This window comes from Halomonas sp. SIMBA_159, assembly GCF_046536035.1.
Lineage (GTDB): Bacteria > Pseudomonadota > Gammaproteobacteria > Pseudomonadales > Halomonadaceae > Vreelandella > Vreelandella venusta_A.
Genome location: NZ_JAWJBT010001404.1, coordinates 1 through 242 on the forward strand (window position 1 = coordinate 1; position 242 = coordinate 242).

Genomic DNA, 242 nt, shown 5'->3' on the forward strand with positions numbered 1-242 from the left:
CGATGGATCGTGCAGAAAGCAGCACGCTGTGGATGCGCCGGACCCGCATCATGCTGAACGATCCAAGACACCACCAAACGGAGAGCACTCAAGGAACTGGCTTGAGCGTGAGATTGAGCAAGACGCGGGTGATCTCCAAAGAAGGTGCCGCGTGGCGCTGCGCGGACGTTGTGGGGACGTTCAATAGAGGGGAAGTCGTATGTAGTGTGGCTCATCGCCTGCCCGATCGGCTCGCGTCTTCG

General features: G+C 59.5%; 1 protein-coding gene. It reads left to right on the plus strand.

The window, feature by feature from the left end:
* Positions 1 to 50: 50 nt before the first annotated feature.
* On the plus strand, positions 51 to 242 hold a 192-nt coding region (locus R0J87_RS23870; protein ID WP_498889506.1), incomplete at its 3' end, for an AvrD family protein.